The sequence below is a fragment of the Streptomyces sp. NPDC025793 genome (genome assembly GCF_055558375.1).
Genome location: NZ_JBVHMR010000003.1, coordinates 185,186 through 210,976, shown reverse-complemented (window position 1 = coordinate 210,976; position 25,791 = coordinate 185,186). Strand labels below are relative to the sequence as shown.

The 25,791-nt window shown below is 71.5% G+C and carries 19 protein-coding genes, 1 tRNA gene and 5 pseudogenes; 11 read left to right on the top strand and 14 right to left on the bottom strand.

Translation table 11 applies throughout. The features are described 5' to 3' along the window. Nucleotides 1-21: 21 nt before the first annotated feature. The 7 genes and pseudogenes from ACZ4MF_RS08385 to ACZ4MF_RS08355 form a co-directional block, all read right to left on the bottom strand. The gene (locus ACZ4MF_RS08385) at nucleotides 22-558 is read right to left on the bottom strand and encodes a dCTP deaminase (RefSeq protein WP_467490996.1); all 537 of its coding nucleotides are present in this window, start codon (nucleotides 556-558) and stop codon (nucleotides 22-24) included. Next, nucleotides 555-1,094, bottom strand: a complete 540-nt coding sequence (gene dcd / locus ACZ4MF_RS08380; RefSeq protein WP_467490994.1) for a dCTP deaminase — start codon at nucleotides 1,092-1,094, stop codon at nucleotides 555-557. Before dcd ends, ACZ4MF_RS08385 begins: the two co-directional genes overlap by 4 nt. Next, nucleotides 1,094-2,327: pseudogene (locus ACZ4MF_RS08375) on the bottom strand (bifunctional UDP-sugar hydrolase/5'-nucleotidase). The gene dcd and the pseudogene ACZ4MF_RS08375 overlap by 1 nt, the downstream one beginning before the upstream one ends. Next, a pseudogene (locus ACZ4MF_RS08370) lies at nucleotides 2,324-3,067 on the bottom strand (UDP-N-acetylglucosamine 1-carboxyvinyltransferase); the annotation flags it as partial. The pseudogenes ACZ4MF_RS08370 and ACZ4MF_RS08375, both read right to left, overlap by 4 nt. Before the next feature lie 99 nt (nucleotides 3,068-3,166). Continuing rightward, nucleotides 3,167-3,578 (bottom strand): annotated as a pseudogene (locus tag ACZ4MF_RS08365) (DUF2637 domain-containing protein); the annotation flags it as partial. Nucleotides 3,579-3,798: 220 nt separating this feature from the next. After that, the gene (locus tag ACZ4MF_RS08360) at nucleotides 3,799-5,046 is read right to left on the bottom strand and encodes a DUF3631 domain-containing protein (protein WP_467490992.1); all 1,248 of its coding nucleotides are present in this window, start codon (nucleotides 5,044-5,046) and stop codon (nucleotides 3,799-3,801) included. Between the two features lie 133 nt (nucleotides 5,047-5,179). Continuing rightward, nucleotides 5,180-5,419 (bottom strand): helix-turn-helix transcriptional regulator, encoded by a 240-nt coding sequence (locus tag ACZ4MF_RS08355; protein ID WP_467490990.1) that lies wholly within the window; start codon nucleotides 5,417-5,419, stop codon nucleotides 5,180-5,182. 466 nt (nucleotides 5,420-5,885) lie between these two features. Here ACZ4MF_RS08355 and ACZ4MF_RS08350 point away from each other — a divergent pair, with 466 nt between their 5' ends. Both ACZ4MF_RS08350 and ACZ4MF_RS08345 read left to right on the top strand, forming a co-directional pair. Further along, nucleotides 5,886-6,167 carry a helix-turn-helix domain-containing protein gene (locus tag ACZ4MF_RS08350; RefSeq protein WP_467490988.1) on the top strand — a complete coding sequence of 94 codons (282 nt, stop codon included), beginning with the start codon at nucleotides 5,886-5,888 and terminating at the stop codon, nucleotides 6,165-6,167. After that, nucleotides 6,168-7,406, top strand: a complete 1,239-nt coding sequence (locus tag ACZ4MF_RS08345) for a tyrosine-type recombinase/integrase (RefSeq protein ID WP_467490986.1) — start codon at nucleotides 6,168-6,170, stop codon at nucleotides 7,404-7,406. A 95-nt stretch (nucleotides 7,407-7,501) separates the two neighbouring features. Here ACZ4MF_RS08345 and ACZ4MF_RS08340 read toward each other — a convergent pair whose 3' ends face one another. The 3 genes and pseudogenes from ACZ4MF_RS08340 to ACZ4MF_RS08330 all read right to left on the bottom strand — a co-directional run. After that, entirely contained in the window at nucleotides 7,502-7,846 is a 345-nt protein-coding gene (locus tag ACZ4MF_RS08340) for a hypothetical protein (protein ID WP_467490984.1), read from the bottom strand. Nucleotides 7,847-7,959: 113 nt separating this feature from the next. Continuing rightward, nucleotides 7,960-8,032, bottom strand: a tRNA-Arg gene (locus tag ACZ4MF_RS08335). 167 nt (nucleotides 8,033-8,199) lie between these two features. Beyond that, nucleotides 8,200-9,546: pseudogene (locus ACZ4MF_RS08330) on the bottom strand (ATP-binding cassette domain-containing protein); the annotation flags it as partial. Nucleotides 9,547-9,548: 2 nt separating this feature from the next. On the opposite strand from ACZ4MF_RS08330, the pseudogene ACZ4MF_RS08325 reads away from it, so the two are divergent. Beyond that, a pseudogene (locus ACZ4MF_RS08325) lies at nucleotides 9,549-10,135 on the top strand (B3/B4 domain-containing protein); the annotation flags it as partial. Between the two features lie 22 nt (nucleotides 10,136-10,157). On the opposite strand, the gene ACZ4MF_RS08320 reads toward ACZ4MF_RS08325, so the two are convergent. Both ACZ4MF_RS08320 and ACZ4MF_RS08315 read right to left on the bottom strand, forming a co-directional pair. Beyond that, the gene (locus ACZ4MF_RS08320) at nucleotides 10,158-11,789 is read right to left on the bottom strand and encodes an IclR family transcriptional regulator domain-containing protein (RefSeq protein WP_467490983.1); all 1,632 of its coding nucleotides are present in this window, start codon (nucleotides 11,787-11,789) and stop codon (nucleotides 10,158-10,160) included. Between the two features lie 72 nt (nucleotides 11,790-11,861). Next, nucleotides 11,862-13,097: a M6 family metalloprotease domain-containing protein gene (locus ACZ4MF_RS08315; protein WP_467491565.1), complete on the bottom strand. Its 1,236-nt coding sequence runs from the start codon at nucleotides 13,095-13,097 to the stop codon at nucleotides 11,862-11,864. Between the two features lie 568 nt (nucleotides 13,098-13,665). On the opposite strand from ACZ4MF_RS08315, the gene ACZ4MF_RS08310 reads away from it, so the two are divergent. Next, entirely contained in the window at nucleotides 13,666-14,313 is a 648-nt protein-coding gene (locus ACZ4MF_RS08310; RefSeq protein ID WP_467490981.1) for a TetR/AcrR family transcriptional regulator, read from the top strand. Nucleotides 14,314-14,495: 182 nt separating this feature from the next. After that, nucleotides 14,496-16,043, top strand: coding sequence for an MFS transporter (locus ACZ4MF_RS08305; protein WP_467490979.1), 1,548 nt, complete (start codon nucleotides 14,496-14,498; stop codon nucleotides 16,041-16,043). A 25-nt stretch (nucleotides 16,044-16,068) separates the two neighbouring features. On the opposite strand, the gene ACZ4MF_RS08300 is transcribed toward ACZ4MF_RS08305, so the two are convergent. After that, the gene (locus ACZ4MF_RS08300) at nucleotides 16,069-16,581 is read right to left on the bottom strand and encodes a MarR family winged helix-turn-helix transcriptional regulator (RefSeq protein ID WP_467490977.1); all 513 of its coding nucleotides are present in this window, start codon (nucleotides 16,579-16,581) and stop codon (nucleotides 16,069-16,071) included. 320 nt (nucleotides 16,582-16,901) lie between these two features. Here ACZ4MF_RS08300 and ACZ4MF_RS08295 point away from each other — a divergent pair, with 320 nt between their 5' ends. The 3 genes from ACZ4MF_RS08295 to ACZ4MF_RS08285 all read left to right on the top strand — a co-directional run bounded on the left by ACZ4MF_RS08295 (nucleotide 16,902) and on the right by ACZ4MF_RS08285 (nucleotide 20,859). Then, entirely contained in the window at nucleotides 16,902-17,678 is a 777-nt protein-coding gene (locus ACZ4MF_RS08295) for a dioxygenase family protein (protein WP_362816560.1), read from the top strand. Nucleotides 17,679-18,334: 656 nt separating this feature from the next. Next, nucleotides 18,335-19,333: a sigma-70 family RNA polymerase sigma factor gene (locus tag ACZ4MF_RS08290; RefSeq protein ID WP_467490975.1), complete on the top strand. Its 999-nt coding sequence runs from the start codon at nucleotides 18,335-18,337 to the stop codon at nucleotides 19,331-19,333. Nucleotides 19,334-20,232: 899 nt separating this feature from the next. Next, nucleotides 20,233-20,859, top strand: coding sequence for a TetR/AcrR family transcriptional regulator (locus ACZ4MF_RS08285; RefSeq protein ID WP_467491564.1), 627 nt, complete (start codon nucleotides 20,233-20,235; stop codon nucleotides 20,857-20,859). 167 nt (nucleotides 20,860-21,026) lie between these two features. On the opposite strand, the gene ACZ4MF_RS08280 is transcribed toward ACZ4MF_RS08285, so the two are convergent. Further along, nucleotides 21,027-22,025 carry a helix-turn-helix transcriptional regulator gene (locus ACZ4MF_RS08280; protein ID WP_467490973.1) on the bottom strand — a complete coding sequence of 333 codons (999 nt, stop codon included), beginning with the start codon at nucleotides 22,023-22,025 and terminating at the stop codon, nucleotides 21,027-21,029. Between the two features lie 63 nt (nucleotides 22,026-22,088). Here ACZ4MF_RS08280 and ACZ4MF_RS08275 point away from each other — a divergent pair, with 63 nt between their 5' ends. From ACZ4MF_RS08275 to pfkB, 3 genes are all read left to right on the top strand, one after another. After that, on the top strand, nucleotides 22,089-23,633 hold the full coding sequence (locus tag ACZ4MF_RS08275) for an MFS transporter (RefSeq protein WP_467490971.1): 1,545 nt from the start codon (nucleotides 22,089-22,091) through the stop codon (nucleotides 23,631-23,633). A 253-nt stretch (nucleotides 23,634-23,886) separates the two neighbouring features. Next, nucleotides 23,887-24,648: a DeoR/GlpR family DNA-binding transcription regulator gene (locus ACZ4MF_RS08270; protein WP_071377144.1), complete on the top strand. Its 762-nt coding sequence runs from the start codon at nucleotides 23,887-23,889 to the stop codon at nucleotides 24,646-24,648. Beyond that, nucleotides 24,645-25,592 carry a 1-phosphofructokinase gene (gene pfkB, locus ACZ4MF_RS08265; RefSeq protein WP_467490969.1) on the top strand — a complete coding sequence of 316 codons (948 nt, stop codon included), beginning with the start codon at nucleotides 24,645-24,647 and terminating at the stop codon, nucleotides 25,590-25,592. The genes ACZ4MF_RS08270 and pfkB overlap by 4 nt, the downstream gene beginning before the upstream one ends. Nucleotides 25,593-25,791 lie beyond the last annotated feature (199 nt).

Sequence of the window (25,791 nt, the reverse complement as noted above, 5' to 3'; positions counted from 1 at the left end):
GGCCGGCGGCCGAGCGAGCTTTCACCGCGCTCCTCCGTCGATCTCCTCGTAGAGGCGTGAGATGTCGATGCCTTCCGTGGAGGCGTACTTGGCTGGCTGTTGCTGGTAGCTGGCCGGGGTGCCGAAGGTGGTGAGGAAGACGAGCTTGCCGAAGGTCATGCCCGGATACACGCGCACCGGTCGGGCGGCACGGATCTCCAGCGTCCACCGGATCGCATGGCCCTGGTGTCCGAGCGGAGCCGACACGTGGACCCAGATGCCCAGGGAACCGGTGGTGCGGTCGCCGTTCAGCAACTGCGCGTAAGTCTCCGAACCGGTCCGCTCCAGTGTGATGCCGAGGTAGAGCAGGTCAGGGTGCAGAACGAGGCCGGCGTCGGGGATGGACTGCTCGGTGAAGGCGGTAGGGGTCGCGGCGTCGAGGTCGCCGTCGCAGACGCGGATGGTGGCGCCCAGCCGCCAGTCGTAGGCGTTGGGGGAGACGCGGCTGGGCTCGTACGGGTCGATGGTGATCTCGCCGGCTTGGACGGCGGCGGCGATGGCGGGGCCGGTGAGGATCACGATGCCACCACCTGGAGCCGGGCGAGGTCTCGCCAGTAGGCGGAGGGCTGCGGTCCTGCGGCGGCCTGGTACTTGCCGCGGTAGAGGTCCACGGCACCGGTGGAGGCGAAGAACATGATCTGCCCGACCTTCATGCCGGCGTACACGCGCAGCGGCCGGATCGGGGTGAGCATGAGCGTCCACTGGCCGTGGAAGCCGAGGTCGCCGATGGGGGCGGTGATCTCGACGAACAGGCCGAGACGTCCGACGGAGGAGCGGCCGAACAGCAGCGGCACGAAGGTGTCGGAGCCGACCTCTTCGAGGGTGTGGCCGAGGTAGAGCTCGCCCGGCTGGAGGATGTGCCCGTCCGGGCCGATGTTGGTTTCGCGGGTGGGGTTGGGCCGGTGGGCGTCCAAGACGGGGCCTGTGTAGGTGATCAAGGTGGGCCCCAGACGCACGTTGTAGCTGTTGGGATTGACCTGGTCTGCAGCGAACGGGGTGATGCGGAGGCGGCCGTCGTGAGCGGCAGCGCTGATCTCCGGGCCGGTGAGGATCATCACCTGCCTCCTTCCGCGGTGTCGGGAGCGGTGAGGACGTGTTGGACGGCCTGGTCCAGACGCAGGCCGGCCTCGTGGGTGCGCTCGCCGAGGTAGGTGTCGGCGAGGTAGTCGGTGGTCAGCACGGTGGTGACGGCGTCCGGCAAGGGATCGGGTGCGGTGACGAGCGGACCGGTCTGGGGGGTCAGAGCTGAAATCAGGCCGGGGAGGTCCCCACGTGCCGGATCCGGCACGTGGGCGTGCACCAGCTGGTTCCCGAACGGCTCGATGGAGAGCAGGTCGCCCTGGGTGAGGTTGCCGCCGAGGGGTACGGCGCGAAGTGCCGTCTCGTTGAGGATGACCGCGTCTGCGCCGAGCCCCGTACGCAGGCGGGCGGTGAGGTCCAGGAGCAGGCTGCGCCGATCGAGGGCCTGGTGGCGGTAGGCCGGACTGATCGGGCCGAGGACGTCGGCCAGTTGCTGTTTGATGTCTTCGATGCGGGAGTGCAGATCCGCAAGCTCCGTCGGAACGACGCTCGGGGCCCGATCGGGGAAGGATGTGGTGCCCGCGCCCCATCCCGTACCCACGGGCATGGCGATCGCATAACCGCCGGCGAGCTCCCGGCCCTTGACGAGCAGGGTGCCGTCGATTCGGACCGGCCCGTACTGATGGCTGTGGCAGTGCCCTGCGAAGACCACGTCGAGGAAGGGACAGGCCGCCGCGAGTTCCCGGTCCTCTTTGAAGCCGGAGTGGCTGAGCAGGACCCAGCTGTCCACCTCGGGGTGGTGGGCGAGAATCACCTCGCGCAGGGCCTGGAGGGGATCGGTGACGCAGTGGCCAGCTCGCTGGGCGGCCGGGATCGAGTGGAAGGCTTGCCGACCGATCACAGCGGTTACGCCGACGCGCCGTCCACCGATGTCGGCGATGTACAGACGGCGGAACAGAGCGTCGCCGGTGTTGGCATCGACGGCGTTGGCGCAGACAGTGCGCCGGCGAAGGTCGGGTTCGAAGTGGTGAGGCCAGCCGTGGTTGCCAGGGGCCAGCACGTCGTACAGCCCGAGCAGGATCTCCCGCTCGATCGTGCCGCGAGCGAGGCGGTAATACCCGCTGCCTTCAGAAGTCGCCGCAGTCCACGATGAGCGAGGTCGGGCGCAGCGCGTGGAGGTGGGTCAGAAACGGTGCGGCGTTGTCGAAGGCGGAGTGGACGTCCGTCGTGGCAACGATCTGGCGCAAGTTCCGGCCGTCGGTGGTCATGGGGTGACCTCGCAGATGTCGGCACCCAGGGCGCGCAGCTTGCCGGACAGGTCGGCGTGGCCGCGGCGCAACTGGTCGAGGCCGCCGATGGTGGTGACGCCTCGGGCCGTGAGGCCCACGACCATGAGGGCGGACCCGGTGCGGATGTCGGTGGCTTCAACGCCCGCGCCCGTGAGTAGTTGTGGCCCCGTCAGGCGGCATTCGGTGGGGGAGATCTCTTCGATCTCGGCGCCCAGGCGGGTCAGCTGCGGCAGCAGGTTGCCGTGGCGGCCGGGATTGATGGCGTCGGCGAACAGATGCGTGCCGGGCAGTCCGAGGGCGAGTGCCATGAGCGGTGGTTCGAAGTCGGCGTCCAGGCCGGCCGGGCTCAGGGAGGCGATGGCCCGCAGGGGACGACCAGTGGGGGCTGTCTCCTGGGCGCGGACGGTAAGGCCATTCGGCTCCGCGTCTGCGGGGATGCCGAGCTGATGAAGGGCAGCCGCGAACGGGCCTACGTCCTTGCCCTGCACGCCGTCGATACGGGCAGTACCGCGCGTCGCGGCGATCGCGCAGGCCAGCGTGGCTGCCTCGATCTTGTCTCCGGGCACTGTCCAGGCAGCGGGGGCAGTCGGCGGCGAGGAGGGCGGTGAGAGCGTGAGTACATGCTCGCCGGCGCGCGTCTCCCAGCCCGCCGAACTCAGGGCGTCGAGCACGCTCAGGACTTCGGGCGAGAGGTTGGGCTGGCCCAGCCGTAAGGGGCGGCTCATCGGCCGAACGGGTAGGCGGCTCGGCACTGTGTCTGCCGTTGTGGCTGTGGCCGACCGTTTGGCTCGTTGTGGCGGCAGCCTCATGCGCGCGGGGTGTGGGGTGGCGGCGGATGACTAGGTCGAGGTGGACCGCGCCGGCGAGCGCGAGAGGGGCGATGGCGGACAGGGCGCCGACGGTGATGTCGTCCAGGTGCAGTCCGGCGGTGCGCGCCTGCTGGTTGAGGCGGATTGCGTGCAGGGCGTTGGCCCAGATGCTCGTGACCGTGGCGAGCCCGACGAGTGCCCAGACGTACAGGCGTGAGCGCCAGGGTGCGGTGCGCAGGATGAGCAGGGCTGCGACACCGATGGCGATGAACCCGTCGATCACCAGCGGGAAGGCGTATGTGAGGACTCCGCGGACGTGGATGGCGACGGCCATCTGCCGCAGGGCGTCGTAGGACAGGGCGAAGCCGATCGCGCCGACCAGGGCGACCCCGAGGCGGATCGCGGCAGTCAGAGCCGCCACGGGAGTTTGGGTGGTGCGTGAAGGCAAGCGTGGTACTCCAGGAAGAGACGGCTGCCATAGCCACAGGGCAGGGCTGCCGGTGGGGAGGGGGCGGACTCATCACACCCGTCGCATGCCTGGTCAGGGCAGGTACGGGAGCCTCGCGTGATACGGGAGGACCCGTCACAGGCACCGGACCCGTCACGGGGCTGACCTGCGGTGCGACGTGTGCGACGGGTGTTTACGGGAGTACAGCCGACTCGTGACGGGTGGTCTCACCGCTGCCGTCGGGAGGCTGCTCCTCAGGGCAGTAGCGGACCCAGGCGTCGGTGAACTGCGTGCGGGTGAATCCCCGGGCCTGCCGTCCGCCCTCGAAGCGGAGGACGGCCGCCTGGATGCCGAAGTCCTTCAGGAGGATCCCCAGGTAGCGCGGGGTCAGGCCGGTGTTGCGGTACTCCGCCCACGGAGCCTCCTGGTCCTTGAGCAGTTCCTCCAGCAGGTCCCGCGTGCGCACGGTGTCGGGATCGCCGTAGCACGCGAAGACGCGGCGGATGTCCTTCAGCAGGCGCGTCTTCACGTTGGACTCGTCGTCCTGGCCGACCTCGGCCGCGCACATCGCTGCGCACGCTGCCCGTGCTCTCTCCGGCCAGGTGCCGCCTGCCAGTTCAGCGACGACCACCAGCGGTTCCCAGGTGTCCGCCGCCCGGTCCTGCACCGGCATCGGCGGCACCAGGTCGGCTGCGGTGTCCATCAGCGGGCGCAACCAGGCGGTCAGTTTGTCACGCAGGGCGTGCAGGGAGGGGATGTCGCGGCGGGAGCGGAACTGCTCCACTCGCTCACCCGGCTTGCGCCGCTGCATGCGGACTACCACGGCCCGGTCCATGACCGTGTCCGGCAGGTCCCCGATACCGGCGAGCGCGGCCATGGCGAAGGTGGGGAACGCCTGCGGCTTGTGCTCGGGGCCGGAGATGCGCAGGGCGGGCCGGTTGCGCTGGTGGCCGGCGTTGAGCAGGCCGCGCAGCTCCTCGTTCCTCTCGGCGGCCTTGATGCTGCCGAAGATGGTGTCGGCCTCGTCCACGAGCAGGGTGGGCGGGTCGTCACCGATGGCGCGGAAGACGACCGCCGGGCTCGTGTTCACGGTGATCAGCGGCTCGCGCACGGTTTCCGTGATCACATCCAGCAGGCGTGACTTGCCGCACCGCTTCGCCGGGCCGACGACCGCCAGACGAGGCGCATGCTGCAGGGCGGGCTGGATGTGTGTGGCCGCCACCCACAGTGTGACGGCAGTCAGCGCCTCACTGCTGGGCAGGACCACGTACCGCGCGATGGCTTCCCGCAGCTCGTCCAGCAGTTGCGCGCCTTCGCGGACCTGCTTGGGCTCGTCGTCCTCGGCGGCGGAGGCACCCAAGGCGGGGTCCTGGCCGGGGACGGCGACGGGCGGCCAGGTGGGTATCGAGGATGCGGTGGCGGGGGACGTAGATTCGTCCACAGGCGTTCCTTCCCGGTGGGCCGGACGGGGCAAGGCCCGGCCCACCGATTCGATCGTTCAAGGGCGATGGAGGCAGGGACTCTGCGGCTCTCGGCGGTGGCTCGCCGAGAGCCGTTTCGCTGCCCCGGTGGCTTCAGGCCGTGAGGACGTACGCGGACTGGGCGTTCACCCAGGCGTCCACCTCGGGCCAGCGGTAGCGCAGGTGGCGACCGACCTTGTGCACGTTGGGGCCGATGCCCCGGTACTTCCACTGGTAGAGGGTCTTCACCGGCACCCCGAGAAAGGCGGCGACCTCCGCAGGGGTGGCAAGCGGGCCACGGGCAGCCGCAGCGGTTGCAGGGGCATTGGTGCTACGGGGAGAAGAGGTCGGCACGAGGCTCCTTTTCGGTCTTGGACAACGGCCTGGACAACACAGCCACACCTCACGGAGAGAAGTCCAGAGTTGGTTCTGAAACTCTGTACTACTTCTCTCAGCGTGGCTGGGGAGGCGAAAACAGTAAGGGTGGATGAGCGGTTGCAAAAATCGCTTCCACGGAACCCGAAATTTTTTACGGCGAAGTTATCGGTAGAGGTGTCGGAATCCGATACCTCCGCAGGTCGGTGGTGTTGCGGAGTGCGCGGGTGTCATCCGATGAACCCGGTGCACTGTTCGGCTGATACCTGCTCGAATCGCCCATACTCAGAGCGCGATGGGAAGGTAGCACGGCATTCCCGAAGGGACGGCTCGTGATGTGCCGGAATTCGATGAGAGGAACGCCACTCAGTCCTGGGGTGACTTCTGTAGAGTTTAAGAACCAACTCTTGCCATAGCGGCCGGCCGCAAGTTACAGCTAACTGTTATGGCAACCCGAGCTGTCGAAATAGGCCCCGCCGGCCTCCATACCGCCCGCACCATCGAGCACCTACGCCTCGTGCGCGGCCTGACCCAGCAGCAGCTTGCCGCTCGCTGCACCGCACTGGGCCGCCCGATGACCAACACCGCTCTCAGCCGAACCGAACGCGCCCGCCGTCGCTGCGACATCGACGACCTCGTCGTGATCGCCACTGCGCTGGGCATCCCCGCCGCGACGCTACTCCTGCCGCTCCCGTCGGTGCCCAGCGGTGACTGGGAGGGGTGCTAGTTGGCGCGGGTCTGGATCGAGGACCGCATAGGGCACGCGGCGTACGCGCGTGCCGCAGCTGATGCCAAGCGGGCGGGCCGTACGCCACCCGGGCGCTATCGAGTCCGCTGGTACGACCCTGACGGGAAGCCGAAGATGAAGACCTTCGCCCGCAAGGTCGACGCCGAGGCGGAGCGGACGAGGATGGAGTCGCGCCTCAATGAGGGCTCCTACCGTGATCCCGCAGCCGCGCGCGTGAAGTTCGCAGAGGTGGCGGAGTCCTGGCTGGCCGCGCAGATCCATCTCAAGCGTTCGACCCGGGGCCGCTATCGCGGCGTTCTCGACGTCCACGTGATCCCCCGGTGGGGCACCACACCGCTGGACCGCATCAACTTCGAGGACATCGCCGAGTGGCTCGCGGACCTGCTGTCCGGCGAGGCGACCGGCGGCAGAAAGCTCAGTCCCCGTTCGGTCCGCAAGGCGTACGTCGTCCTCAGCCGCGTACTCGGCTACGCGGTCAAGGCCCGTCGTCTGGCGGTCAACCCGGCTGTCGGAGTGCCCCTGCCGAAGGCGGCGCCGGCTGACCACGTGTACCTCGACGACATGCAGGTCGAGGCGCTGGCCAACGCGTCTGGTGCCTACCGGGTGTTCATCCTGCTGCTGGCCTACACCGGCCTGCGCTGGGGCGAGGCGTCCGCGCTGAAGGTGGGCCGCGTCGACCTCGACGCCTGCCGTGCCCACATCGTCGAGGCGTACGCCGAGGACAACGGGAAGCTCTACCTCGACACCCCCAAGAACCACGAGCGCCGGTCCGTGCCGATCCCGCGGTTTTTGGCCGAGGAGCTGAAGCCTCACGTCCAGGGGCGGGGAGATGAGGAGTTGCTCTTCACCGCCCCCCAGGGCGGGCCTCTCCGGGCAAGGAACTTCCGTCAGCGGTTCTTCGCGCCGGCGGTCGTGAAGGCCGGACTGGGGCATCTCAAGGTCACTCCGCACAAGCTGCGGCATACGGCGGCCTCGCTCGCCATCGCCAGCGGCGCGGACGTCAACGTCGTACAGACGATGCTGGGTCACAAGTCCGCGACCCTGACGTTGGACACGTATGGCCACCTCTTCCCGGACCGTCTGGACGAGGTCTCGAAGAAGATGCACAAGCGCCGTTCCAAGCAACTGGCCAAGGCGAAGGCCAAGCTGGAGAAGGCGGAGAAGAAGGCTCGCAAGGCCGCCGAGGAGGTGGCCGCCCTGGAGGACGATGCCGCGTGATGTGTGCCAGATGCGTGCCGGGGAGCCGCAACCGAAGGGGCCGCCCCACCGTGCTGATGCGGTGGGGTGGCCCCTTGTGTCTCCCTCGGATCAGGTCAGCCGCGTGGTCGGTGGCTTTCCTGCCGGGCTCTGTCGATCGCAGCAGCCGCCGCATCCCCGGCCAGCCGCTCGATCTCCTCGGGGACCTCTCGCTCGTCCAGCACGAAGAGCCGGTCACCGACGAGACGGGTAACTGTCTTCCAGCCGACACGACGCCCCGCCTCCCTAGCGGCATGCCGGACGTCCTTGAGTTCGCCGAGCTCCACAAGATCGTCGCCGCTCAGGATCAGCTGCCCGTAGTAGCCCTGATACTCGGGCTTGAGCGCGGCCCGCATCAGCGACTCAAGCCGCTCGACCAGCTTCTCGTACCGGCGCCGGGCCAGCTCATCCTTGACGGGCATCCTGCACAGCTCCCCACCATCCGCGCGCACGGCATGTGTGCCATATGTGTGCTGCAAGCGCAGGAGCCCTCCCGTCCGCTGGACGGAAGGGCTCCTGACCTGGTGTTTCTCTGTGCCCCCGGCAGGATTCGAACCTGCGACACCCGCTTTAGGAGAGCGGTGCTCTATCCCCTGAGCTACGAAGGCGGGGCCTTGCGTGGAACATGGCTGAATACTCTGAGTGACTATTCGGCTCGGTTGTGGCAAGGGTGGGACCGTCACCTGGGTGGCGGTCCCTGACAGGGTAGCGGATCGGGGTGGGGTTGGTGGGGTGAGCATCGTGTTCGGGAGGCCGGGAGGCCTCGGGGTGGGTCAGCGGGTTCGACCCGGTGTTCGTGCCACACCGGTTCCGGTGTCTCTCGTACCCGGCCGTCGCTGCCGAAGACCAGGAACCGGTCGAAGGAGCGGGCGAACCAGCGGTCGTGGGTGACCGCGAGAACCGTCCCCTCGTACGACTCCAGCCCCTCCTGCAGAGCCTCCGCCGACTCCAGGTCGAGGTTGTCGGTCGGTTCGTCGAGCAGCAGTGCCGTGGTGCCCCGCAGTTCCAGCAGCAGGATCTGGAAGCGGGCCTGCTGGCCGCCCGACAAACGGTCGAAGGCCTGGTCCGCCTGCCGATCGAGTTCGTAGCGCCGCAGGGCCGACATGGCCTCACCGCCGCTCCGGGCGCGCTCGGTCCACAGGATGTCCGCCAGGGTCCGCCCGAGCAGCTCGGGGTGGGCGTGCGTCCGGGCGAAATGGCCCGGTACGACGCGTGCGCCCAGTCTGGCGGTGCCCGTGTGGGCCACGTCCTCGCCGGCCAGCAGCCGCAGGAAGTGCGACTTGCCCGAGCCGTTGGAGCCGAGCACCGCGACCCGCTCGCCGTAGAAGATCTCCAGCGAGAACGGTTTCATCAGCCCGGTCAGCTCCAGTTGCTCGCAGGTGACGGCCCGCACGCCGGTGCGCCCGCCGGTCAGCCGCATCCGGATCTCCTGCTTGCGCGGCGGCTCCGGCGGCGGGCCGACCTCCTCGAACTTGCGCAGCCGGGTCCTGGCCGCCTGGTAGCGGGAGGCCATGTCGTCGCTGCGCGCGGCGTACTGCTGCAGGTCCTGCACCAGCTTCTTCAGCTGTGCGTGCTTCTCGTCCCAGCGGCGGCGCAGTTCCTCGAAGCGCGCGAACCGTTCCTGCCGGGCTTCGTGGAAGGTGCCGAACCCGCCGCCGTGCACCCATACGTCGGACCCGGCCGGGCTGGGTTCCACGGCGATGATCCGTTCGGCGGCCCGCCCCAGCAGCTCCCGGTCGTGCGAGACGAACAGGACGGTCTTGTCGGTCTCGGCGAGCCGGTTCTCCAGCCACTGCTTGCCGGGTACGTCCAGGTAGTTGTCGGGCTCGTCCAGCAGCAGCACCTCGTCGGGGCCGCGCAGCAGCGCCTCCAGCACGAGCCGCTTCTGCTCGCCGCCGGACAGCGTGCGCACCTGCCGCCACTGCGCCTTCTCGTACGGCACGCCGAGTGCCGCCATCGTGCACATGTCCCATACCGTCTCGGCCTCGTAGCCGCGGGCCTCGGCCCAGTCGGCGAGAGCCTGGGCGTACTTCATCTGCGCGGCCTCGTCGTCGACCGTCATGAGCAGGTGCTCGGCCGTGTCCACGGCCGCCGCCTCCCTGATGCGCGGGGGCGCGACCGACGGAACTGGAGCGGCAGCTCGCGGACGGCAGTTGGGCCCCCGCCGACGAGACCGACCCCCGCATCGAGGCCTGGCACACCGCCTACCGCTCCTTCGGCACCAACCCGCGCCGCATCCGCCCCAGCGTCGACGCGCTCGGCCGCCGCCTCGCCAAACGGGGCACCCTGCCGCGCATCAACCCGGCCGTCGACTCCTACAACGCCGTCTCCGTCCGGCACGGCCTGCCCGCCGGCGCCTTCGACCTCGACCGGGTCGAAGGCGACGTCGACATCCGCCACGCGGACGGCACCGAGTCCTTCACCCCGCTCGGCGAACCCGGCACCGTCGAGACCCCGAAGCCGGGCGAGATCGTCTACGCCGACACCGCGGGCGTCCTGACGCGCCACTGGAACCACCGCGACGCCCACCGCACCCGCGTCACCGAGGACTCCACCCACGTCGCCTTCATCCTCGAAACCGTCCACGCCGCTCGGGACGGCGGCCTCCTCAAGGCCGCGGCCGACGAACTCCAGGGCCTCCTCGCCCCCCCCACGCCGGGCAGACCGCCGTGCACCACCTCGGCCCGGCACAGCCCCAGGTCACCGTCTGAGACCTCGACGCCCCGCGCGTGGTCACGCCGGGGGGACGGGGGTGAAGCGGGAGGCGGTGTGCAGGTCGGCCTGGAGGCGGTCGGCGGTGGTGCGCAGGGCGGGCAGGACGTCGTGGACGCAGGACTCCAGGGTGCGGCGGGCCGTGTGCGTGGCCACGCACACGGCGGCGACCGCCCGGCCGGTGCGGTCCCGTACCGGTACGGCGACCGAGCGCAGGCCCGACTCCAGTTCCTCGTCGGCGAGGGCGTAGCCCTGCGCGCGGACCTCCGGGAAGGCGGGGGAGGCGTCCGCCAGCAGGACGCGGCCGAGTGAGGTCGCGGCGGCAGGGAGGCGGGCGCCGACCGTGATGTGGACCGTGAGGACACGGCTCGTGCCCGCCCCCGCCGTGTACTGGATCTCCGTGCCGTCGGGGGTGAGGACCGCGAGCGCCGTCGGCTCGTGCAGGGCGTCGGCCAGGGCCCGCAGACGGGGCTCGGCCAGCCGGGGCAGCGTCGTGCGGGAGAACGAGGGGAAGCCGAGGTCCAGGACGCGCGGGGTGAGGGCGAAGGTGCGGTCGGGGCCCGCGGCCACCAGGCCCAGGTGTTCGTGCGTGAGCAGCGCGCGCCTGGCCGTGGCCCGCGACAGGCCCGTCGCCCGGGCGACCTCGGTCAGCGGCAGCGCCGAGCGGCCCGCGCCGAACGCGGTCAGGACGGTGAGGCCCCGGGCCAGCGACTCCACGAAATCCCGGCCCAGTTCGTGCTTCGACGCCGTCGTCCAGGCCGCCAGGCCCGAGGGCGGCGGGCCGGGCTCGGGCACGGGTGCCGTGCGCAGGTCGCACTCCATCGCCGCCACCGCCGTACGCAGCCGGGGCAGGAGGCTGGTGCGCAGGCCGGCCGCCGAGTGCCGGCTGGTGTGGCTGACCACGCTCGCCACGCACACCGGGCGGCCGGTGTCCGGGTCCCGCACCGGTACGGAGACCGCGACCAGGCCCGGTTCGATCAGCTGGTCGTCCAGGGCCCAGCCGTCCTCGCGCGCCCGCTCCACCCGTGCCGGGAAGGAGGGAAAGGAGGGGAGGGAGGTGTCGGCGGCGGCGGGCGTCTGCCGGGGCGGGAGGGCGGGGAAGGCCGTGTCGTGGGGGACGGCGGAGCGCCGGTCCCGCCAGCGTGCCCAGTCCGGTTCGGTCCACTCGGTCGCGAACAGCGGGCCGGGGCCGGTGCGTTCGGCCGGGAGCAGGTCGCCGATGCGGAAGCTCACCGACAGCGCGCGGCGCCGGGTGGCCTGGTGGATGAAGCGGATGCCGTCGAGGTCGGCGACCGCGAGGGACACCGACTCGTCCAGTTCGTCGGCGAGGGCGTCGGCGCGGGCGCCGAGCAGTGCGGGCAGGCGCAGGGCGGCCAGATAGGAGTTGCCCAGCTCCATCACGCGCGGGGCGAGGACGACGTCCCGGCCGTCGAGGCGGACGTAGTCCATGCGGGCCAGGGTCGCGGTGATCCGGTCGACCGTGGAGCGCGCGAGCCCGGTGGCCCGCTCCAGCGCGCTCGGGCTGAGCGTGCCGCCGGCCTCGGTCAGCCGCCGCAGCACACCGACCCCGCGGACCAGCGGCCCGACCGCCTCGGCCGGCGGACCGGCCGCGGCGGGCACGTCGGTGTCCAGGACGGGGTCAGCAGCGGGCATCGGCTCTCCGGTACGGCGTTCGGGCACGCCTACGGTAAACCCCGCCCGGCCCCGTCCGTCCGGGCCGTTCCCTCAGCTCCGTGTCACCCGTACCCGATAGTCCCCGTCCTCGTCCTTCTCCCGTACCTGGACCGTGATGCCGTGGCCGGGGTCCTTGAAGGTCTCGCCGGGGGAGTAGGGGGCGTCGGAGAGTTCTGCCTGGACGTTGGGGGTGCGGGTGCAGCCGCCGCTCTTCGGGTGGCTGTCGCGGACCGTGATCGGGCCGCGGCCGGTGTCGACCGTCGCGTCGACCCGGTAGATCAGGATGCCCGGGTGGCACACCGACTCGTCGTTGCCGCTCTGGGTGCGCAGCTCCAGCGCGTATCCGCCGTGCGAGTCCGTCGGTACGAACACCAGCTTCTCGCCGCCCGCCAGCGACAGCGGGGTCAGCGTGTACTCGGTGCTGCCCGGCCGTACCGCGCAGCGGACCTGCGAGGCGTCCAGCCAGCCCAGCTTCCACTTGTGCCAGCCGAGCAGATCGTTGTCGGCCCCCCAGTCCTCGCTCATGATGTCCCAGTGCCCGACCGCGCCCCCGCCCTCCTGCGTGTACAGGTCGGGCAGGCCGAAGGTGTGGCCGTTCTCGTGGGGCAGGACGCGGAAGCCGGTGTGGGCGTAGGAGCCGGAGCCGTCGTCCTGGCGGGAGTAGATGAAGGACGCGTTGGCGACGGGCACGCCGTCGGCGACCGGAGCGTCCCCGTTCCCGGCGAAGGTCACGGACAGCACGGTGTCGAGGGCGGACGGGCCGGCGTTCGGGGTGACCAGGACATTGAGGAGGTCGTACGAGCGGAAGTCCACCGCGGGGTCGGCCGCGGCCACCATGTCCTGCACCAGCTGGCGGTAGCCGGGGTCGAAGGGCGCGCCGCGGTCTATGCCGTACGCCTTGAAGGGCTTGGGCATCCGCAGCCAGCCGGTGATCGGGGTCTCGGGCTCGTAGTCGAGCCGGCCGTACGACGCGGTGCGGAACCACTCCTGGGTCTGCGGGAAGAACTCGTGGAAGCGGTCCATGGCGCTGCCCTGGCCGGGCGCGTCGGAGAAGTCGATCATCAGGGTCAGGGCGTGGACCGTGCCCGTGGAGCGGGAGTAGCCGTGCGGGGTGGGGACGCCCTCGGCCATCTGGACGTCGGGGTTGCCGTGGATCATGCAGGGCGCGAAGGCGGAGGAGCGGGCCAGGGCGATGGGCCCGGCGGTGGTGGGCGCCGTCAGATGTCCGGTCCCGGCCGAGGTGCTGACCGCGAGGGTCAGTGCGGTCACCGCGGCGAGGGCGGCCACCCGGCGCGTGCGTATCCGGCGCCGGCTGCGCGCCCCGGCGGCCCGGGATCTCCTGCGGCACGGGGGCAGGGAGGGGGCGCCGCCGTCGTCCTCGCCCTCGTCGTACAGGCCGTCGGGCGGACACTCGTGTCGGCTCCCGTACCGGCGCTCGTACCGGCTCTCGTGCGGGATGCGGCCCGTGGTCGGGTGGTCGTGGGGGACGTGTCCGTGGGGGAGACGTATGCGGCGGGGCGGCTGCGGCTGCATGCACGGGCCTCTCGCTCCACGGCAGCCGCCGGTAGCCGGCTGCACCCTTGCGCTCACCCTGTGTCGAGGGGGTGCGGGGCGCGCGTTGGAGGAGACCGATCGTGGGAAAACGGGGCCGCAACAGGGTGAATCCCGGCCCGAGATGAGTGTGGCTCAGGTCACAGGGTTTCGTGGCGCGGGCGGGAAATATCCGGGGACCCGTTCCCCGTTTAACCCTGCGTCCGAGCGAAACGGGGACTGCTTCCCCGGATCGCGATCATCGCCCGCCGAAGCTCCCGAAGCCTCCGCCGGGCCCCGTCACTTCGACCGTGAGGAGTACGCCGTGTCGACCGCGACCACCCCGGCCGTGCGCAAGGTGCCCCGGCCCCGGGCCGACGCCGTGCGCAACCGGGAGCGGATCGTCACCGCCGCCCGGGAGATGTTCGTCGAGGACGGCCCGCACGTGCCGTTGGACGAGATCGCCCGCCGGGCGGGCGTCGGCAACGCCACGCTGTACCGCAACTTCCCCGACCGCGAGGCCCTCGTCCGCGAGGTCGTCTGCTTCGTCGTGGACCGTACGGCCGAGGTGGCCGAGCAGGCCCTCGCCGAGACCGGCGACGCCTTCGCCGCGCTGGAGCGCTTCGTGCACGCCTGTGCCGACGAGCGGATCAGCGCGCTGTGCCCGATGATCTCCAGCACCTTCGACCAGCACCACCCCGACCTCGAAGCCTCCCGCGAGCGCCTGGAGCAGCTCATCGAGGAGGTCATGGGCCGGGCCAGGGCGGCCGGGCAGCTCCGGCCGGACGTCGGTGTCGGCGATGTGATGATCGCCGTGGCGCAGCTGAGCCGTCCCCCGGCCGGCACGGACTGTCTGCACAGCGACCGGTTCGTCCACCGCCACCTGCAACTCCTCCTCGACGGCCTGCGGGCCCCCGTCCGCTCCGCCCTGCCGGGCGAGGCCGTGACCCTCCAGGAGCTGCGCAAGCCCTGACCGACCAGTCCTGACCGATGAGTTCGGTCCCGCACCGCAGTCCACCCTCACATCCCGGCCGTCCGCCGCGGCCGTCCGGCCCGTCCGTCGCCACTGCCGCCGACGAGTCACGCCTCAGTCTTTCCGTTTTTTCGCTTTACTTCAGCTTTTTCCGTCACGAAAGTCCCGAAGTGGGTAACCCCATGTCCGAAACAGACCGCAAGGGCGCCTTCGGCGTCACCGCCCCCGGCGTCGACCCCAACCGCTGGAAGGCGCTCGTCTTCATCGCGCTCGCCCAGCTGATGGTCGTCCTCGACGCCACCATCGTGAACATCGCGCTCCCCTCCGCCCAGACGGACCTCGGCATATCCGACGGCAACCGGCAGTGGGTCGTCACGGCCTACGCCCTCGCCTTCGGCGGCCTGCTCCTCTTCGGCGGCCGTATCGCCGACAAGTGGGGCCGCAAGCGCGCCTTCGTCACCGGCCTGGCCGGCTTCGCCCTCGCCTCCGCGCTCGGCGGCGCCGCCACCACCGGCCCGATGATGTTCGGCGCCCGCGCCCTCCAGGGTGTCTTCGGCGCGCTGCTCGCCCCGGCCGCGCTCTCCCTGCTCGCGGTGATGTTCACCGACGCCAAGGAGCGCGCCAAGGCGTTCGGCATCTACGGCGCCATCGCGGGCGGCGGCGGCGCCGTCGGCCTGATCGTCGGCGGTTTCCTCACCGAGTACCTGAACTGGCGCTGGACGTTCTTCGTGAACATCCCGTTCGCCGTCGTCGCGGCCCTCGGCGCCGTCTTCGTCATCCGTGAGCCCGAGGGCGGCCGCAACCGCTCCCCGCTCGACATCCCCGGCGTGGTCCTGTCCTCGCTCGGTCTGATCGCGCTCGTCTACGGCTTCACCCGCGCCGAGTCCGACGGCTGGGGCGACACCGTGACCGTCTCGATGTTCGTCGCGTCCGCGGTGCTGCTGCTCGCCTTCGCGGTCGTCGAGTCGCGGGTCAAGGCCCCGCTGCTGCCGCTGCGCGTGGTGACCGACCGCAACCGCGGCGGCATCTACCTCTCCCTCGGCCTCGCGATCATCGGCATGTTCGGCCTGTTCCTCTTCCTGACCTACTACCTCCAGGTCGTGAAGGGCTACACGCCGGTCAAGACCGGCTTCGCGTTCCTGCCGATGGTGGCCGGCATGATCACCGGCTCCACTCAGATCGGCGCCCGCCTGATGACCCGGATCCCGGCCCGCTTCCTCATGGGGCCCGGCTTCCTGGTCGCCGCGCTCGGCATGCTGATCCTGACCCAGCTGAAGATCGACTCCTCGTACGGCACCCAGCTGCTGCCCGCGATGCTGCTGCTCGGCCTCGGCATGGGTACGGCGTTCATGCCGGCGATGTCCCTGGCCACCCAGGGCGTGCAGCCCCGGGACGCCGGTGTCGCCTCCGCGATGGTCAACACCTCGCAGCAGGTGGGCGGCGCGATCGGCACCGCCCTGCTGAACACCATCGCCGCCTCGGCGACCACGTCCTACATCAAGGACCACATGGCCGGTGCCGCCGCCAAGCCGCAGCAGGAGCTGGTCAAGCTCCAGGGCATGGTGCACGGCTACAGCAGCGCGATCTGGTTCGCCGTCGGCATCCTGGCCGTGGCCTCCCTGATCGCCTTCACCTTCGTCAACGCCGGCCGCCCGGGCTCCACCCCGGTGACCTCCGGCTCGGGCGAGGGCGTCGAGGACGAGCTGCCGGTGCCGGTGGTGGCCCACTGACCCCGTCCACGGGACGGCACACCCCCTAGCGGAGCCAGGGCAGGTCCGCACCCGCTTCGTCGGGCTGGAGGCCCTCGGCGATGATCCCCATGATCTCGCCGAGGGCCTTCTGCTGTTCCGGGCTGAGCCGGTCGAACATCGTCTGCCGCACGGTGGCCACATGGCCGGGTGCGGTCCGCGCGAGTACCTCGGCGCCCTCGTCGGTGAGCACCGCGAGCTGGCCGCGCTTGTCGGAGGGGCAGTCCTCGCGGCGCACCCAGCCGTTCCTCTCCAGCCGCGCGATGGCGTGCGAGAGGCGGGAGCGGGTGATCTTCGACTTCATCGCCAGCTCGGTCATCCGCAGCCGCCGGCGGGGCGCCTCGGCGAGGCCGACGAGCAGGCCGTAGTAGATGTGCGGCATCCCGGCGTCGCGCTGGAGCTGCCGGTCGAGGTGGTCCTCCAGCAGGGTGGTGGCGTGCATGTACGCACGCCAGACGCGCTGTTCCTCGTCGGTGAGCCAGCGGTGCCGCGCGGCGTCGGGGTCGGGTGCCGTGTTCATGTGTCCCACTGTACGAGGCATCTCCTTGAAACTTGAACAAATCGGTCGTATGCTTCCGGTGGAACTTTAGAGTTAAAGCAACTCTGGAGTCCTCGTCCGGAGTCCTTCCAGAGCCTTTCCGCGGTGCTTCCCGCAATTCTGTCGGGAGCCTGGCGGGGGCCCGTCGGGGACCTCGCGGAGAACTGTCGTTGGACCTGCCGTTGGGAGCCGCCGCCATGTCCGCCATGCCCGCCGTGCCGCAGGAGACGCCCGCTGCGGCGTCGCCGGAGACGTCCACGGCGCCGTCGCCGTCGCAGACGTCCGCCGCATCGCAGGAGCGCATGCCCGCCCTGTACCTCAGCCACGGCGCGCCGCCCCTCGCCGACGACCCCGTCTGGCCCGGCCAGCTCGCCGCCTGGTCCGCCGGCCTGCCCCGCCCGAAGGCGATCCTCATGGTCTCCGCCCACTGGGAGGAGGCCCCGCTCGCGCTCGGCGCGGTGCAGACCGTCCCGCTCGTCTACGACTTCTGGGGCTTCCCCGAGCACTACTACCGCGTCCGGTACGCCGCCCCCGGCGCACCCGAACTGGCCGCGTCCGTCCGCAAGCTGCTGCGCGCCCCCGGCGTCCCGGTCCAGGACATGCCCGACCGCGGCCTCGACCACGGCGCCTACGTCCCGCTCGTCGAGATGTACCCGGACGCCGACATCCCCGTCCTCCAGGTCTCCCTGCCGACCCTCGACCCGGTCCGCCTGATGGACATCGGCCGCAAGCTCGCCCCCCTGCGCGACGAGGGCGTGCTGATCGTCGGCTCCGGCTTCTTCACCCACAACCTCGCCGCCCTGCGGTACACCGGCGGCGGCGTGCCGAGCTGGTCCTCCGAGTTCGACGACTGGGGCCGGCGCGCCCTGGAGGCCCGCGACTGGGACGCCCTGCTCGACTTCCTCGACAAGGCCCCGGCCGGCCGCTACGCCCACCCGCGCACCGAGCACTTCGCCCCGCTCTTCGTCACGATGGGCGCCGCCGAGGCGGGCGGCGAGCCGGCCACGCAGAAGTCCGTGACCTCCGTGATCGACGGGTTCTGGATGGGCATGGCGAAGCGGTCGGTGCAATTCGGCTGAGGCTGCGCCCGGGGCGGATGCCGACGGCGGAGTCCGAGTCGGGGCCGGGGCCGGAGTCCGGGTCGGGGGCCGGGGCGGGGGCGGGGCTGGGCCGGGGGCCAGGTCGGGAGGCGGAGTCTGGGCAGGGGCAGGGGCAGGGGCAGGGGCAGGGGCAGGGGCAGGGGCGGGGGCGGGGGCCGGGGCTCGGGGGCGGAGTCCGAGTCGGGGGCCGGGTCGGGGGGGAGTCCGGGTCGAGGGCCTGCGATGGCGGGGGCCGCGTGTCGGCTGCCGCGGCGCGGTGTGTGGCCTGCGCGGTCTTCGCCCGGTAAGGGCCGGATATGGCCTAGCTCAGGATTTGCTGTGATTCCGCTCGCGTGGCAACCATCGGGCGGCGCGCGCCGTCTTCCGGGTCGGGAGGGCGGTCGAGGACGACGGAGATCCTCCTCGACCCCCGTCCTGACCTGCGTCTCTGCAGGTTCGACGGCCCCTCTCGCCCCATGCGGCGAGACAGGGTACTGCATGATCAGAAAAATCGGAGGGCGGGTTGGGAATTCTGTCCGGATTCCAGTCGTTGTTTCCATCGGACGCAGGGCAGCCGAGGAGAGTCCCTTCATAGTCCCCCGAGTGCTGAGCGCCCACAGGACCACCTGCCAGCCCACCATCGCAAGGGAGCACGCATGGCAACCCGTGCCGTCGCCCGTCGTCAGTCCGCCTCCGGCGAGACGGCCGACTCGGCAAGCAGGCTTCGCGTACACGGCGGCGAGATCGCCGACCGTGACCTGGTCGGCATGTACCTCGACGAGATCGCGCGTACGCCGCTGCTCGACGCCGCCAAGGAGGTCGAGCTGTCCCAGACCATAGAGGCGGGTGTGTTCGCGCGGCAGGTCCTCGACGGCGAGGAGGAGTCCGCGTCGGACGCCACCCGTGAGGAACTGGAGGCGCTGGTCGCCGCCGGCGAGCGGGCCAAGGACGTCTTCATCCGCTCCAACCTCCGCCTGGTCGTCGCCGTGGCCCGGCGCTATCCGCGCAGCGGCCTGCCCCTGCTGGACCTGATCCAGGAGGGCAACGCCGGCCTGGTGCGCGCGGTCGAGAAGTTCGACTACCGCAAGGGCTTCAAGTTCTCGACGTACGCCACCTGGTGGATCCGTCAGGCCATCACCCGCTCCATCGCCGACCAGTCCCGCACGATCCGGCTCCCCGTCCACCTGGTGGAGGAACTGGGCCGTATCCGCCGCATCCAGCGCGAGTTCAACCGCGAGCACGGCCGCGAGCCGGAGCCCGCGGAGATCGCCGCCGAGCTGGGGTCCACCCCGGAGCGTGTCACGGACGTCCTCGACTGGGCCCGCGACCCCGTGTCGCTGAACATGGCGGTGGACGACCAGGGCGAGACCCAGTTCGGCGACCTGCTGGAGGACACCTCCGCGGTCTCCCCCGAGCAGTCCGTCCTGACCCTGCTGCGCAGCGAGGAACTGGACGACCTGATCGGCCGCCTGGACCAGCGCACGGCCTCCATCATCAAGATGCGCTACGGAATCGAGGACGGCCGCGAGCGCACCCTGACCGAGGTCGGCAAGGAGCACGGCCTGACCCGCGAGCGCATCCGCCAGATCGAGAAGCACGCGCTGCTCGAACTGAAGAAGCTCGCGCGGGACACCGGATTCGACGCGGCCGCGTAACGGCCCTACGCCGCTCCCGTGAGGAGCGGCGTACGGAACTGGGGGCGGCATACAGGAGGGGGCGTTCACAGAACAGGAGGGGGCGACTGCGGAGTCGTGTGCGCGCTGCGCGCGGAGTGCGAGGTGTGCGCGCTGCGGAGGGTGTGGGTGGTTGTGGGCGTGCGCTGCCCGGGGCCGCGCACGCCGGTGGCGAAAGACGGCGCAAACATGGCGTAGTCCTGTCGCTTCAACGCCCGGGCCCGCGGGAACAACCCAAGCGGGCCCAGCGCAAGCCCCCCGAAACCCGGACCGCACTCCCCAGAGCGTCTGACACACCGCCCGCCCGACACACCCGACAGCCGCACCGCACGGCAGCCGATCCAGCGCCGTCGGCCGTCCCCACGCGAACCACGTCCCGACGCACCATCCCCCCCCGGCGCCGGGACCTTCCGAAGCCGGGCTCCGGCACCCATCCCCCCTGGGTGCCGGAGCCCGGCTCTCTTGTGTGCGCGACGGCCGGCCCCATGGCCATTCCTGTCCTGGTCTGCGCGGCCGGCTCACAACGGGCGGTCGGTGCGCACCGGGCGGTCGGCTCGCACAGGGCGAGGAGAGCGCCGACTCGGCCAACTCCAGCCAGGCCGCGTGCTGTTCCTCCGACGGTCCGGCGGGCAACTCGGGGGCCGTGGAACGGCCGGTGGCAGATGTGCAGTGGCTGAGACGCAGTCGGGCTCGACGGCGGTGCGACACGTTGGAACGGCGGCCCACCCCGTACCTGAACCCCGGGGTGGACCGCGCGGATGGCAGATTCTGCCACATGGGCATAGCCTGCCGGAATGAGCACCACCCCCAGCCCCTCCCACCAGCAGTTTTCCGCCTCCGCACCGGTCTCGTTGACCGAGCGCCGGAAGGCCGAGACCCGGATGGAGATCGCCCGGGCGGCGGGCGCGCTGTTCGTCCGGCAGGGCCTGCGGGCGACCCGCGCCGAGGACATCGCGCAGGCCGCGGGCATCGCACCCCGCACCTTCTACCGCTACTTCGCCACCAAGGAGGAAGCGGTCGCCCCGCTCTACGCCGCCGGCGCCCAGCGCTGGGCGGAAGCGGTCCGCGCGGCTCCGGCCCACCTCGGCGTCCCGCAGGCGCTGGAACACGCCGTCCGCCACACCCTCACCCCCGGTGCCGGGGTCTCGGCGGCCTCCTGGGAGTGGGTCCGCACCCTGATCCGGCTGGCCGACAGCAGCCCCGCCCTGCGCAAGGTCTGGGCCGAGGTGTGCCAGGCCTCGGAGACGACCCTGGGCGAGATCCTCGCGACGCGCCCGGCACCCGGCGGACCCGCCACCGTCACCCCTCCCCTCCGTTTCACCGCCGCAGTCGCCGGCGCGGCCGTCCGCGTGGCCGTGGAGTCCTGGGCCGCCACCTCCGCCCCGGCGACCGGCCCCGAGGGCCCGGCGGCCCTGGCACTGCACAACCTCCGAGCACTGAGGGGATTCGACTGGGGCGGGCAGGACCAGGGCCCGCGCCCGAGGGATGAGCCGAACGACACCCCCTAGTCCGCCCGACGGGGAACGGGCTGGTGACCGGCACCGGGGGGGAACCGGGGGAGGGGGATCAGGCGCCGGTGCCGGGGACCGGTGCCGAGAACCGATGCCGGACGCGCCCGGGTGCCAGTGCAGGAGGTGGGCGCGGTCAGGATCGCGGGGACCCGGGATCAGGTTCCTCAGGCCCCGCCCTCCCCCTCCCCCCGCCCACCCTCTGCCCGTCCCGCCCGGCTCAGTCGCCCGCCCAACTCCCGTACGCACTCGGCCAGTTCCCCGGGCCCCCGTACGGTGAACTCGAATCCGGCCATCGCGAGCCGTACCGCCAGCCACTCCACGGGATCACCGGAGGTGCCCCGCAGGACACAGCCGTCGTTCCCGTCGTCCTCCGGCTCCCCGAGCCAGGCCGGCACCCGCGCGGCGACCTGCCCGGCGGGCGCGGCGAAGCGCACCGCGAACTCGTACGTCTCCTGCCGTCGGTTGATGGACTGCCGCAGATACTCGGCCGCGTCCCCCGCCGGCAACTCCCGTGGTGCGAACCGCACTCCGGTCGCGAACGGCTCGCTCACCCGGTCCACCCGGAACGTGCGCCAGTCCGCCCGGTCGAGGTCATAGGCGACCAGGTACCACCTCCTTCCTGTCGACACCAGCCGGTGCGGCTCGGTCAGCCGCCGTGTCTCGCCGCCCTCCTTGTCGCGGTAGGCGAACCGCAGTCGCTCGTGTCCCGCGACCGTCGACGCCATCACGGTCAGCGTCTCCGGCGCGATGCTCGCGCCGTCCCCGCTGGTCAGCGGTGTGGTCGCGGCCTGCAACGTGGACACCCGGTGACGCAGCCGGGAGGGCAGCACCTGCTCCAGCTTGGCCAGGGCCCGCACCGACGCCTCGTCCACGCCCGCCACCGCGTGCCCGGCGCCGGCCCGCAGCCCCACCGCGATCGCCACCGCCTCCTCGTCGTCCAGCACCAGCGGCGGCATCGCCTTGCCCGCGACCAGCCGGTACCCGCCGTCCGCGCCCTTCGTCGCCTGCACCGGATAGCCCAGCTCCCGCAGCCGGTCGATGTCCCGCCGCACGGTACGGCGCGACACCCGGAGCCGATCGGCCAGTTCCCCGCCGGGCCACTCGCGCGGGGTCTGGAGGAGTGAGAGCAACTGCAGCAGCCGAGCCGGTGTGTCGGTAGTCATACGGACGAGAATGCCGTACGACTAGGACACGATCTGACCTAATGGGCTCCTAACTTTGCGGACATGACCTCCTCGGAACAGACCCTCACCTCTCGGCCGTCCCCGGACGACGCGCCGGCCCCGGGCGACCGGCGCCGCTGGTTCGCCCTGGCCATCGTCATGACGGCGGCCTTCATGGACCTGGTGGACGTGACGATCGTCAACATCGCCATCCCGTCCATCCAGCGGGACGCCGACGCGTCCGTCAGCCAGATCCAGTGGATAACCGCGGGCTACGCCCTCGCCTTCGCCGCGGCCCTGATCACCGGCGGCCGGCTCGGCGACATCCACGGCCGCAGGCGGCTGTTCCTCATCGGCATCGGAGGCTTCACGCTCGCCTCCGCGCTGTGTGGTTTCGCCGTGAACCCCGAGATGCTGGTCGCCTCCCGCATCCTTCAGGGCAGCATGGCGGCGATGATGGTGCCTCAGGTGCTGTCGATCGTGCACGCCACCTTCCCGGCCCATGAACGCGGCAAGGTCTTCGGTCTGTTCGGCGCCGTCGTCGGCCTGGGCGCGGTCTCCGGACCGCTGCTCGGCGCGCTGCTGACGGAATGGAACCTCTTCGGCCTCGCATGGCGGCCCATCTTCCTCATCAACCTCCCCGTCGGTATCGCGGCCTTCCTCCTCGGCCGCCGCTTCATCACCGAGTCCAGGGCACCGAAGGCGCTGAAGCTGGACCTCGTCGGTGTCACCCTGGTCTCGCTGGGCCTGCTGATGCTGCTCTACCCGCTCACCCGCGGCCGGGAGCTGGGCTGGCCGCTGTGGGGGTACCTCTGCATGGCCGGCGCCCTCGTCGTCTTCGCCGCCCTGCTGTCGTACGAAAAACGGAAGGCTGTTCGGGACGGTTCCCCGCTCATCGAACTGTCCCTCTTTCGGGTGAAGAGCTTCGCCGCGGGCATCGCCGTACAGACCGTCTTCGGTGTCGCGCTCGGCATCTTCTTCCTGGTCTGGACGCTGTACATGCAGATCGGCCTGGGCTGGAGCCCGCTGCGGGCCGGGCTGACGGGGGTGCCCTTCTCGATCGCGGTGTCCGTGGCCGCCGGGATGTCGGTGCAGAAGCTGGTCCCGCGCTTCGGCCGCAAGGTGCTCCAGGCGGGCGCGCTCGTGATGGGCGCGGGCGTGCTGCTCTACCTGTGGGAGGCCCACCGGTACGGCCTCGCCATCGACTCCTGGCAGATGGCCCTGCCGCTGGTCGTGATGGGCGCCGGCATGGGGCTGATCGTCGCCCCGCTGACGGACGCGGTGCTCTCGGAGGTGCCGCGTGAGCACGCCGGTTCCGCGTCGGGGCTGATCAACACCGTGCAGCAGATGGGCAACGCGCTCGGGCTGGGGCTCGTGTCGGTCGTCTTCTTCGGACGGATCGGCGACCGGCTGGCCCCCGCCCAGGTCGGCCCGGCCTTCGTACACGCCTTCCAGTACGCGCTGTGGTGGGTCGCCGGGATCATGGGCGCGATCTTCCTGCTGATGTCCGCCCTGCCGAAACGGCCGGCGCAGCACGTGGAGGGCGCGCAGGACGCGGAGGGCGACGAACTGTCCGCGCCGGAGAAGGAACCCGAGCTGGTGTCGTGACCGGGCGGGGAGATGTCCTGACCCGTACGACGAAGGGCCCGGCACCGACCAGGTGCCGGGCCCTCGCGGTGTCCGCCGGGCCCGGTTGTGCGAGCCCCTGCGTGAGCCCCACCGTGTGGGCCGGAAGCCCGTTCGTGCCCGAGTGAAGTCCGAACCTGTTTACATTCCGGAAAGCCGCGCGTAGCCTCGCAGTGAAACCACACGTTCGGGCATTACTCGGAAGTGAACGGACATCGAGGCGGAGGCGAGCGGGATGTACGCACCGGAACGGCAGCAGGAGATCCTCCGGCTCGCCCGTGACGGCGGCCGGGTGGACGTGCTGTCGCTCGCCGAGGAGTTCCAGGTCACGGCGGAGACGATCCGCCGCGATCTGAAGGCCCTCGACCGCGCCGGACTGGTCCGCCGCGTCCACGGCGGCGCCATCCCCGCCGGCCGCCTCGACTTCGAACCGGACCTCGCCGAACGCGAGGGTACCTCCGCCGACGAGAAGGACCGCATCGCCAAGGCGGCCCTCACGGAACTGCCGACCGAGGGCACGATGATCCTCGACGCCGGTACGACGGTGGCGCGGCTGGCTGCCGCCATCCCGCTGGAGTCCTCGCTCACCGTCGTCACGCACAGCCTGCCGATCGCGGCCCGCCTCGCGGACCACCCCGGCATCCAGCTCCACCTCGTCGGGGGGCGCGTACGGCACCGTACGCGCGCCGCCGTGGACGCCTGGGCGCTGCGCGCGTACGGCGAGATCCGGGCGGACGTGCTCTTCGTGGCGGCCAACGGCTTCTCCGCCGAGCACGGCCTGACCACCCCCGACCTCGCGGAGGCCGCGGTGAAGCGGGCCGCGGTCGCCGCCGCCCGCCGCGTGGTGCTCCTGGCCGACTCCGCCAAGCACGGCCAGGAGCACTTCGCGCGCTTCGCCGACCTGAGCGACGTGGACCTGCTGATCACCGACAGCGGGCTGAGCCCCGAGGACACCGCCGCCATCGAGCGCGGCGGCACGGAAGTAGTGCGCGCATGATCCTCACCGTCACCCCCAACCCCTCCCTCGACCGCACCTACGAGGTCCCCACCCTGGAGCGCGGCGAGGTCATCCGCGCCACCGGCGAGCGCATGGACCCGGGCGGCAAGGGCGTGAACGTCTCGCGCGCCGTGGCGGCCGCCGGACAGCGCACGGTCGCCGTCCTGCCCCTGGGTGGTGCGCCGGGGGCGCTCGTCGCCGATCTGCTCGACGCGCAGGGCATCGAGGTCGCGCCGGTCCCGGTCGCCGGAGCCACCCGCTCCAACATCGCGCTCGCGGAGACCGACGGGGTGCTCACCAAGATCAACGCGCCGGGGCCCGAGCTGTCGCCCTCGGAGCAGGAACTGCTCCTGGACACCGTGCGGGACCAGTCGCGCGACGCCGACTGGATCGCGTGCTGCGGCAGCCTGCCCCGGGGGCTGGCGCCCTCGTGGTACGCCGATGTCGTCACGCGGGCTCACGCTGGGGGCGCGCGCATCGCCCTGGACACCTCGGGGCGTGCGCTGCTGGAGGCGCTGCGCGCGCGGCCCGACGTGGTGAAGCCGAACGCCGAGGAGCTCGCGCAAGCCGTCGAGCGCCCCCTGGCCACCGTGGGCGACGCGCTGAAGGCGGCCGAGGAGCTGCGCGGCATGGGCGCGCGCGCCGTGCTCGCGAGCCTGGGTGCCGACGGGCAGCTCCTCGTGGAGGACACGGGCGCGTGGTTCGCCCACGCGCGCGTGGACGCGGTCCGCAGCAATGTCGGCGCCGGCGACTCCTCCCTCGCCGGCTTCCTGATCGCAGGCGGCAGCGGCCCCGAGGCCCTCGCCTCCGCCGTCGCCCACGGCGCCGCCGCCGTCCAGCTCCCCGGCAGCGTGATGCCGACGCCCGCCGACCTGGACCCGGCGGCGGTGACCGTCACGGCCGAGATCCCGCTCGACCGCGAACTGACGGAGCCGGTGTCATGACCCGGCTCGCGCTCTGTGGCGGACGCCCCGGCACTCGGCACCTTGGCGCGCGCCCCCGACCGACACCCCCGGGCGCACGCATCCCACCGGCCCCGAAGCGGCGGGACTCCCCGTTACTCGCCGCGGTCACCGGGCGGCACCACCGGCCGAGCCACGGTGCCACCCCCGGGAGGCGGGGTTTCCCCGGCCCCGCCTCCCG

Excerpts from the sequence above, each read along its gene's own strand:
- ACZ4MF_RS08270 (WP_071377144.1), top strand. The coding sequence starts at position 23,887 with ATGTACGCACCGGAACGGCAGCAGGAGATCCTCCGGCTCGCCCGTGAC.
- ACZ4MF_RS08300 (WP_467490977.1), bottom strand. The coding sequence starts at position 16,581 with ATGAACACGGCACCCGACCCCGACGCCGCGCGGCACCGCTGGCTCACC.
- ACZ4MF_RS08295 (WP_362816560.1), top strand. The coding sequence starts at position 16,902 with ATGCCCGCCCTGTACCTCAGCCACGGCGCGCCGCCCCTCGCCGACGAC.
- ACZ4MF_RS08280 (WP_467490973.1), bottom strand. The coding sequence starts at position 22,025 with ATGACTACCGACACACCGGCTCGGCTGCTGCAGTTGCTCTCACTCCTC.
- pfkB (WP_467490969.1), top strand. The coding sequence starts at position 24,645 with ATGATCCTCACCGTCACCCCCAACCCCTCCCTCGACCGCACCTACGAG.
- dcd (WP_467490994.1), bottom strand. The coding sequence starts at position 1,094 with ATGATCCTCACCGGCCCGGAGATCAGCGCTGCCGCTCACGACGGCCGC.
- ACZ4MF_RS08275 (WP_467490971.1), top strand. The coding sequence starts at position 22,089 with ATGACCTCCTCGGAACAGACCCTCACCTCTCGGCCGTCCCCGGACGAC.
- ACZ4MF_RS08340 (WP_467490984.1), bottom strand. The coding sequence starts at position 7,846 with ATGCCCGTCAAGGATGAGCTGGCCCGGCGCCGGTACGAGAAGCTGGTC.
- ACZ4MF_RS08285 (WP_467491564.1), top strand. The coding sequence starts at position 20,233 with ATGGAGATCGCCCGGGCGGCGGGCGCGCTGTTCGTCCGGCAGGGCCTG.
- ACZ4MF_RS08305 (WP_467490979.1), top strand. The coding sequence starts at position 14,496 with ATGTCCGAAACAGACCGCAAGGGCGCCTTCGGCGTCACCGCCCCCGGC.
- ACZ4MF_RS08350 (WP_467490988.1), top strand. The coding sequence starts at position 5,886 with ATGGCAACCCGAGCTGTCGAAATAGGCCCCGCCGGCCTCCATACCGCC.
- ACZ4MF_RS08290 (WP_467490975.1), top strand. The coding sequence starts at position 18,335 with ATGGCAACCCGTGCCGTCGCCCGTCGTCAGTCCGCCTCCGGCGAGACG.
- ACZ4MF_RS08320 (WP_467490983.1), bottom strand. The coding sequence starts at position 11,789 with ATGCCCGCTGCTGACCCCGTCCTGGACACCGACGTGCCCGCCGCGGCC.